The organism is Candidatus Bathyarchaeia archaeon, from assembly GCA_038883335.1.
Lineage (GTDB): Archaea > Thermoproteota > Bathyarchaeia > Hecatellales > Hecatellaceae > JAVZMI01.
In genome coordinates this window covers 25,050-33,135 of sequence record JAVZMI010000012.1, presented here as the reverse complement: position 1 = coordinate 33,135, position 8,086 = coordinate 25,050, and the positions used below count along the sequence as shown (strand labels likewise).

The 8,086-nt window shown below is 49.7% G+C and carries 7 protein-coding genes; 6 read left to right on the top strand and 1 reads right to left on the bottom strand.

Annotated elements, in window-relative coordinates; genetic code table 11:
• The 4 genes from QXJ75_06115 to acsC form a co-directional block, all read left to right on the top strand.
• Positions 1–706, top strand: a 706-nt coding sequence (locus QXJ75_06115) for a hypothetical protein (GenBank protein ID MEM3737638.1), incomplete at its 5' end; no start/stop codon positions are given.
• A gap of 94 nt (positions 707–800) precedes the next feature.
• Positions 801–2,309: a CO dehydrogenase/CO-methylating acetyl-CoA synthase complex subunit beta gene (gene cdhC, locus QXJ75_06110; GenBank protein MEM3737637.1), complete on the top strand. Its 1,509-nt coding sequence runs from the start codon at positions 801–803 to the stop codon at positions 2,307–2,309.
• A 13-nt stretch (positions 2,310–2,322) separates the two neighbouring features.
• Positions 2,323–3,555 carry a CO dehydrogenase/acetyl-CoA synthase subunit delta gene (gene cdhD / locus QXJ75_06105; protein ID MEM3737636.1) on the top strand — a complete coding sequence of 411 codons (1,233 nt, stop codon included), beginning with the start codon at positions 2,323–2,325 and terminating at the stop codon, positions 3,553–3,555.
• Complete coding sequence (gene acsC, locus QXJ75_06100; protein MEM3737635.1) at positions 3,534–4,991, top strand: acetyl-CoA decarbonylase/synthase complex subunit gamma; 1,458 nt, start codon at positions 3,534–3,536, stop codon at positions 4,989–4,991. The genes cdhD and acsC overlap by 22 nt, the downstream gene beginning before the upstream one ends.
• Positions 4,992–5,002: 11 nt before the next feature.
• Here the strand turns inward: acsC and QXJ75_06095 are convergent, their stop codons facing one another.
• Positions 5,003–6,070 (bottom strand): inositol-3-phosphate synthase, encoded by a 1,068-nt coding sequence (locus QXJ75_06095; GenBank protein ID MEM3737634.1) that lies wholly within the window; start codon positions 6,068–6,070, stop codon positions 5,003–5,005.
• A gap of 168 nt (positions 6,071–6,238) precedes the next feature.
• Here QXJ75_06095 and QXJ75_06090 point away from each other — a divergent pair, with 168 nt between their 5' ends.
• Together QXJ75_06090 and QXJ75_06085 are read left to right on the top strand one after the other, a co-directional pair.
• Positions 6,239–7,600, top strand: coding sequence for a dihydroorotase family protein (locus tag QXJ75_06090; GenBank protein ID MEM3737633.1), 1,362 nt, complete (start codon positions 6,239–6,241; stop codon positions 7,598–7,600).
• The gene (locus tag QXJ75_06085; protein ID MEM3737632.1) at positions 7,597–8,082 is read left to right on the top strand and encodes a Mut7-C RNAse domain-containing protein; all 486 of its coding nucleotides are present in this window, start codon (positions 7,597–7,599) and stop codon (positions 8,080–8,082) included. The genes QXJ75_06090 and QXJ75_06085 overlap by 4 nt, the downstream gene beginning before the upstream one ends.
• Positions 8,083–8,086: the final 4 nt, after the last annotated feature.

Here is an 8,086-nt window from a genome sequence, read left to right as displayed (position 1 = left end):
CTACATGATTCTCAGGGAGGACCCTAAGAAACACATAAGCTTCCAGCCGGAGAGGATCACTCAACTTCTCGACGAGTTTGAGAGAGCTGAGCGGATATACTATAAGGTCGATGAAGCGGCCAGCCGAGATGAAGCACAAAACGTGGAGACCATCTACCCGCTGTGCATACCAAATGAGCCACCAAGCCTCATGCCGGTGAGACTGCCCTACAGGTTCGCCGTAATCCTCTCCCAACTCGCGCCATTATTGGGAGAAGAGAAGATTTTGAAGAAGGCGATTCAGGTTTCGGCGAGGTTGGGTGGGCGGCCTTTAACGAAGCTTGAGGTGGAACTTGTCAAAGGGAGACTGAAGAAGGCAGCTTACTGGGTTAATAACTATGCTCCAGAAGAGGTAAAAATTCAGATACCGGAGGTTTTAAGCTCGGAACTGAAATCGCAGCTTGGAGATGCTGAGAAGAAAGCTCTGAGAACAGTTTTAGAGATGTTTAGGAGTAGAGAGTGGGACGAGAAAGATCTTCAATATGAAATCTTTGAGGTGGGCAGACGTTTTGGAGTTGGAGCTAAAATCTTTGAGACGCTCTACCTGATCTTCCTTGGAAAGAGATACGGCCCAAGGCTGGCGCCATTCCTTTTATCCCTAGAGAAGAATTTTGTAATTAGGCGTCTAGAAGAGGCGATAGGAGACGGAAGGGTTCTCTATACATGAAGTATACAGTATTATGACGTATATAATATATTAAATATTTAAATTAGAGAATTGCAAGATCTATTCCACATTCACACCTTATGGGTGGTTCTAATTGACTGACGAACCCATTACCGCCGCTGAAAGAGATGCAAAAATGTTTGGGGAGACTACCGCGTTAGGGGAAGAGCACGCCGCCAAACTTTTGGAAGAGGCCAAGGCGGCTGAGAAGTTCCCAGTGGACATAGGCATCCAGTACAGCGGCGAGAGGATCAGAGCCCCTGAAACCTATGTCTCCCTCGGTGGAGATGGGGTCCCATACAAGTTTGAACTAGTTCAAGTGAAACCTATTAATGAGGTCGAGGATGAAAGTGTGGTAGTTGTGGGTCCAGACCTCCAGCAGATGCAGGAGGGAGGAAAGTACCCTATAGGCATCCTCGTTAAGGTTGCTGGTGCTAATGTGGAGAAAGATCAGGAGGGTGTCATAGAGCGGCGTATTCATGAATGCACCAGCTTCATAGAGGGTATGATGCACCTGAACCAGAGGAATACCATATTCCTTAGAGTGAGCAAGAAAGCTTACAGGAAAGGGCTCAACTCGCTCAAAATCTACGGGCGGATCCTCATAAAACTGCTGAAAGCACAACTTCCCTTCCTAGAGAAGATACAGGTAACCATTCTAACGGATGAGGAGAAAGTTAAAGAGGGGCTCGCCAAGGCTAAGGAGGTATATAGGGAGAGGGATGATAGAGCTAGAGCTCTATCCGATGAAGAGGCCCCTGAGTTTTACAGCTGCCTTCTCTGCCAATCTTTTGCCCCCAATAACGTATGCGTGATCACCCCCGACAGGTTCTCTCCTTGCGGGGCTACTAGCTGGTTTGACGCCAAAGTTGCCTGCCAGATCGATCCTAAGGGACCAAACACAAGAATTGAGAAAGGAAGATGCCTGGACCCTATTGCAGGTGAGTGGGAAGGCGTCAACAAGTTCGCTTATGAACGTTCAAACCAGACCATAAGTAGAGTCTTCCTTCACAGTGCATTTGATTATCCGCACACGGTGTGCGGCTGCTTCGAATCCATTGTCTTCTACATCCCTGAGGTCGATGGAATGGGCATCGTTCCACGAGACTTTAAGGAGGTATGCGTCAATGGGTTGACGTTCTCTTCCATGGCGAACGTCACTGGGGGAGGAGTCCAAAGCCCAGGGTTCATAGGGGTCTCAACCGGCTATCTACGCTCTAGAAAGTTCATCCAGCGTGATGGAGGATGGGACCGTGTGGTTTGGATGCCGAGCATCTTGAAAGATAGACTGAAAGATTTCCCCGACGATATTCCACCTAACAAACTTGAAAAGATTGCTACAGAGAAGGATGCAAATAATATCGACGCTTTGAAAGAATTCTTAACCAAGGTAAGTCATCCAGTGGTAGAAAGGTGGAAAGAGAAGGTTACACCGCTAGTAGTGGAAGCTAAAGAGGCGGTTAAGGTTCCAGAATTAGAGGTGCCCACACAGGTGATTGTCGGGGCGCCGGCGGAAGTCGCTGGGGGCGGTTTCAAGGTAATTTTGAAGAACGTCACCATAGTGGCTGAGAAACTTATAGTCAAAAAGGCGAACGGCAAATAGGGTGAATACCTAAATGATAGAGGGAGAAGCTAAGAAGAAAGCCCAGCTTAGTGACAAAGATAACACACATATCTCTATCTCTGAACTTCTGGGCAAATACATTGGCAGGGAACTGGAGTTTCAAAATGTGAAGATTACGGCTAATGAGATCCATTTAATATTTCAACCATTCACACGGCTACCTCCAGCCCAAGTTCCCAAAAAACCCAGTGTTAAAGAGATTTCGGCGCTGCCAAGGTTGGAGTTCGAACCACCAGTGCATAAGTACCCCGGAAAGATAGTTGAGGTGAGGATAGGAGCATCGAAGTCGGAGGGGGGCACGCGCGGTAGCACAGTTAAGTTAGGTGGCCAGCAGGTACTGCATTTCTGCAGCTTTGAGGGGGTTCTCCCCAATGGTCCAGTAATATCCTTGGACCTCTTCGACGCGCCTGTCCCCTTGCCTAAACCGGTTAAAGAAAATCTGAAGGAGGTTTTAGAGGATCCAGCTGAGTGGGCTAAGCTCTATGTGGAGAAGTGGGGAGCTAGGATGGTCTCACTTCACCTTGTAAGCACAGACCCTTTCGTCAAAGACCGCAGCCCGAGTGAGGCAGCTAAGACCGTGGAGGATGTGCTCCAAGCGGTGGATGTGCCCATCTTGGTTGGAGGCTCAGGGAACCCAGAGAAAGACCCAGCAGTCTTCGAGAAGGTCTGTGAGGTAGCTGAGGGTGAAAGAATCCTAATCAATTCCGCAACCTTAGACAATGATTATAAGCGGATAGGGAGGGCTGTAAAGAGGCACGGACACGCAGTAGTAGCCTTCTCCGCGATGGATGTCAACAACGCGAAGCAGCTCAACAAGAAGCTACTTGACCCTGAAGTTGGATTGTCTAGGGAAGACATAGTGATGGACCCAAACACTGGCGCCCTAGGCTATGGCTTAGAGTATGGTTTCACCGTCTTCGAGAGGCTAAGGCTAGCAGCCCTGAATGGCGATAAAGACTGTAACATGCCAATTATGTCAGGCTCAACCAACGCTTGGGGAGCTAGAGAGTCCTATAAGAAGAAACCTGAACTGGGACCCGTCGAACTCAGAGGACCTCTCTGGGAGACGGTAACCGCTCTCACGATGCTTCTAGCCGGGGCAGATCTGATCTTACTCATGCATCCCCTGTCTTACAAGACCCTTAACACTATAATTGACTCGATGATGAGCCTCAAACAGACAGAACCACTCCCCTACAAGGAATGGGTCTCCATGAAAGGCTAAGGTATGGGAGGGCGACGTATATGCCTAAGCGGATTGGCACAATTGACGTCTATAATTTGCTACCCCAGACTAATTGTAGAAAATGTGGGGAAGCTACCTGCATGGCGTTCGCAGCTAAGCTCCTGGAGCGTTCAGTTAAAATTCAAGACTGCCCACCCCTCTTTGAGGAACAGAATAAAGAGAAGCTTAACAGTTTGAAGAAACTTCTCGCCCCACCTGTGAGGGAGGTTGTGATCGGTGTTGGAGATAAAGCCGTTAAGATAGGTGGCGAGGAAGTATTATACCGCCACGAACTAGCTTTTTTCAACAAGACTGCTCTAGCTGTGACTGTTCACGACCTTATGACAGAAGATCAACTCATCAAGAGAGTTAAGGAGATAGAGAGCTTCCAGGTGACAAGACTTGCACATCCCATAGGTCTTGACCTGATAGCTGTAAGGTCCGTTTCCAACGATCCAACCCACTACGGAGAGGTTGTTGAGAAGATTACGAAAGCCACAGATATGCCCTTAATCCTCTGCTCTTTTAACCCCGACGCCTTGGATGGAGCATTAAAGGTGGCTGGGAAGAGACGACCTTTAATATACGCAGCCACAGAGGAGAACTGGCGGGAGGTAGGTAAACTTGCCCTCCAATATGATGCTCCAGTAGCAGTCGTGGCTCCCTACGATCTGAACACCCTCAAATCGGTGGTACGGGGTTTAAGGGAAATGGGCCTCCAGGAACTAGTTCTTGACCCCGGGGTGAACCCGGATGGAGGCTTCCAAGAGACACTGAGCAGGTATATAGCCATAAGGAGGGCTGCCATCGAGAGGGGGGATCCAGACTTCGGGTTCCCCCTGCTTAGCGTCCCGGCGGCAACATGGCTCAAACCTGAAAGCGACCCTACGATGACTGCCTTCAAGGAGTTTACTTTGGCTTCCGCATTAATAGTCAAGTATGCAGATCTCGAGATCCTCCACACTCTCGAGACGTGGGGGCTACTTCCACTCCTCACGCTCCGGGAGAACATCTACACCGACCCTAGGAAGCCTGTGGCTGTCTCCCCAGGGTTAAGGGAGATCGGTAAGCCTGACTGGAATGCCCCACTTTTGGTAACCGCAAACTTCGCTCTAACCTACTTCACAGTCGAGTCTGACCTCCAGTCATCCGGAGTGAACTGTCACCTTATTGTGATAGATACCGGAGGTTTGGGGGTGGAGGTCGCAGTGGCTGGGAGGCAGTTCACAGCTGAGAAGATAGCTGAGATGTTGAAGACTAGCAATGTGGAAGGAAAGATTAGGCATCGAAGACTTCTGATCCCAGGCCTCGCCGCTAGGCTGAAGGGGGACATCGAAGATGCAACCAACTGGGATGTCCTAGTGGGCCCCAAGGACTCTGCAGATGTTAAGACTTTTCTTGATAAGCAATGGGGTAAGGAGGGGACGACGACTTAATTCTCCTCATCTCACCTTTCTCTCTTACCTTCTATAAACTCGCGAAACCACCTTAGCGCCTCATCGGTTTTGCCTTTGACAGGCGCGCGCTTATAGCCGTAGGCGCAGAGGCTTATGAGCGGACCGCCTATCCTCCTCTCGAGAGCTACTTTAACCCCCCTTATAGAGTCGAAGAGCACTGAACAGCAGTTAGGGGCGTCAGCGGTACGGAGGTATATATCAATCTCGAAGGGTGCGCCCAAAAAATATCTACCTTCGATCCAGTAGTAGCTTACACGTGAATTCTTGAGGAAGTCAACATAGTCGGTTGTTCCTGCGACGATCTCAGCGTTGTAGGGCAGTATACTCTCAATGGCATCCGTCTTTACTGCCCTCTTTAAAGCCCTTCTCGACGGTTCCAAGGTGTTATAGGTCTCGAGGCTACCTCCCACATCCAACTGGTAGGTGTGCATGACCTTTACACCCCTCTCCACTAAGAACTCAAGGAGCTTCTTATGGAGTACAGTCCCGCCTATCTGGCTCATGAGGTCGTCACCAACGAGTGGGAGACCAGCCTCTTCGAATCTTCTTGCATATCGAGGATCACAGGCTATCGCTGTGGGGGTCGCATTTATGAACCCACACCCAGCCTTTAGGGACGCTTCAGCGTAGAACCTCGAGGCTTCCTCGGCTCCAGCAGGCAGGAGGTTGACCAGAACTTCCGTGCGGCTTTCCTTTAAAACGCTCACCACGTCGGCCTCGGGCTCATCAGAGAGGAGTATCGCACCAGCCAACATACCAGTGGCACCATCTAATACAGGCCCCTTCACCACTCTGACACCTGCATATGGAACCTCGCAGACTTTATCGTAATTATTAGGCGCTGCGAAGATTGCCTCGCTCAAATCTCTGCCTACCTTTCGTTTGTCAATGTCGAAGGCAGCGACCAGCTCTATGTCACCAAGCTTATATCCTCTTATGTCGGGGTTTGGTATACCCTCAAGTGAGTTACCTGCAAGGGCGTAATAGTGAACCGCTTGTGTGAACGCAGAGCAACAGTTTCCTACACCTACAACCGCAGTACGTATTTTCTTGCCCATTGTAGCACACCGCTCCATACTCAAAGATAGACTAATGAATAGTTATAATTGTTATAATTTTGTTATATATCAGTAACCTAAGGTTAGGGTACCGGGCTCCTTTCGTGAGACTCGTATGGTCACGTTTCAATCGAAGCCTAACTATGTAGGGCGTGGGGATATCTATTGGTGGTGGACTTAAACCTTCTAGGCGCGAAGGTCTACCTCCCTTGGGGGCTCTTCGATGGGGGCGTCTCCATCGATGAAGGCAGAATAGTGAAGGTTGGGAAGGAGGCACACCTGCCGGAAAGTTCACGAGTTGAGAACCTTAATGGTTTGGTGCTGCTTCCAGGACTTATAGACGCTCACGTCCACCTTAGAGACCTTGAACTTGCCTTTAAGGAAGACTTCCACACTGGAACTTGTGCAGCGGCAGCAGGAGGCTTCACAACAGTTCTGGATATGCCAAACACCAAACCGATGACTGATTCGAGGGAACATCTCAAGGAGAAGATGGCGACCGCCAGTAGCAAGATAATTGTAAACGTCGGATTCTACGCCTCATTCCCCGCTGATCTTAGGTTGATGACCGATTTGGCAGTTGAAGGGGCTATTGCCTTTAAAGGCCACCTGCATAAGGATTGGTCAAAGCTTGACCTGAGTAGCGGAGAAGTCCTATCAGCGGTAGCCTCTGAGGCTACACGGCTTGGTAAAGTGGTCGCTTTTCACGCAGAGGACAAGGCGACGGTTAAATCTATGGAGGAGAGGCTGAAGGCGGAGGGCAGGCGAAACCCTGAGGATTATCTAGCAGCTCACAGCGTTGAGGCCGAGGTTAAAGCTGTAACTCATATCCTAAGATCCATAAGTAGGAGAGTTCGAGTGCACATATGCCATGTAAGCTCGACGTCATCCCTTGAGTTGGTCATGGATGCGCGAGTGAGAGGATTCAAAGTCACTTGTGAGGTAACGCCACACCATCTTTTCCTAACTGACGCTACCCTCAAAAGGCTTCGAGGCTTCGCTTTGACGGCGCCTCCTGTGAGAAACACAGAAGAGGCGCAAGGTCTCTGGAGGGCTTTGCAATCTGGATCCGTCGACATATTAGTCTCCGACCATGCACCACACACTCTGGAGGATAAAAACCACCCCGACATCTGGGAGATCTCACCAGGCATCCCCGGACTTGAGACGACGCTACCCCTCCTCCTCACAAAGATTAGGCAAGGAGAATTCACATTAGCTGATCTCGTAAGGACACTTGCTCAGAGACCAGCAGAAATATTCAAGCTGGAGCGGAAAGGTAAAATTTGGCAAGGCTATGACGCCGACTTAACAGCCATCGACACCACTAGAGAACATAAAATCGACACGGCGAGCTTCTACTCCAAGGCCAAGTTCTCACCTTTCGAAGGTTGGAAGGCAGAAGGTAAGGCAGTCAGGACCTACGTCGCTGGGAAACTAGTCATGGAGGATGGGGCTATCCTAGGCAAGGGGGGTGTCGGGAGCATATTGAAAGGTGGAACTCTACATACACCAGGTGGGTTTGTATGAAGTTCTTGGCTGACGGGATGTTAGGCAGGTTTACCAGGTGGCTTCGGTTACTAGGTTACGACGTAGTCTATGAACCTGACACTACAGATGAGACTCTCATTAATACAGCAAAGGAAGATGGGCGAATACTCCTAACCTCTGACCTCGACCTTTATAGGCGGGCTGTAGGCAGAGGAGTAGAAGCATACTTTGTAGATGTTGGCGAGGAGGAGGCAATAAAGCTCTCAAGGTTCTCAAAGCGATTCGGAGCTAGTCTTAGGGTAAGGGTAGAGTCCTCCAGATGCCCAACATGCAACTCTCTCTTAAAAAGAGTTGAATGGAGCGCAGTTAAGGATAAGATTCCTCAGGAGACATTGAAGCGCTACAGGGAATTTTGGACTTGCACTAACGGTAAGTGTGGGAAGGTATACTGGCAGGGGAGCCATTGGAGGATGATAGATCAAACCTTAAAGGCTGCACGCTCATACTTAGAGAATGTTTAGGCGG

Bases quoted from the DNA above. Each gene is read 5' to 3' on its own strand.
- cdhD (MEM3737636.1), top strand. From the start codon at position 2,323: ATGATAGAGGGAGAAGCTAAGAAGAAAGCCCAGCTTAGTGACAAAGAT.
- acsC (MEM3737635.1), top strand. From the start codon at position 3,534: ATGGGTCTCCATGAAAGGCTAAGGTATGGGAGGGCGACGTATATGCCT.
- QXJ75_06095 (MEM3737634.1), bottom strand. From the start codon at position 6,070: ATGGGCAAGAAAATACGTACTGCGGTTGTAGGTGTAGGAAACTGTTGC.
- QXJ75_06085 (MEM3737632.1), top strand. From the start codon at position 7,597: ATGAAGTTCTTGGCTGACGGGATGTTAGGCAGGTTTACCAGGTGGCTT.